Genomic DNA, 322 nt, shown 5'->3' on the forward strand with positions numbered 1-322 from the left:
ACGCGGGCCAGCTCGACATCGCGCTCTGCCTGCTGCAACTGGGCGGCATGCCTGGCGCGCGCGTCCGGGCCAGCCTTCAAGCCGGGAGGCTTCGTGCGCAGCTGACGGACAAGCGCCTCGGCCTGGCGCAGGTCAGCGCGGGCCGCATCGAGTTGAGCGCCCTCGGCGCTGTCAGGTGGCGTCGTCGCGGCAGTGGACGGCGCGGCCGACGCGCGCGCAGGCGTCGCCGGTGTCGGGCTGCCAGCCGGTCCCTGCACAGGCCGGGTCGCGGTCGCGGGCGCGGATGGCGCCGCTTGGCCGCCGCCGGGCGCGGGGCTCTCTT

General features: G+C 77.0%; 1 protein-coding gene. It reads right to left on the reverse strand.

From position 1 onward, the window contains the following. The coding region (locus ACM0OP_RS24410) for a hypothetical protein (protein WP_414530983.1) at window positions 1-257 on the reverse strand (257 nt) is incomplete at its 3' end. Window positions 258-322: the final 65 nt, after the last annotated feature.

This window comes from Nodularia chucula CCY0103, assembly GCF_963923915.1.
Taxonomy (GTDB): domain Bacteria; phylum Cyanobacteriota; class Cyanobacteriia; order Cyanobacteriales; family Nostocaceae; genus Nodularia; species Nodularia chucula.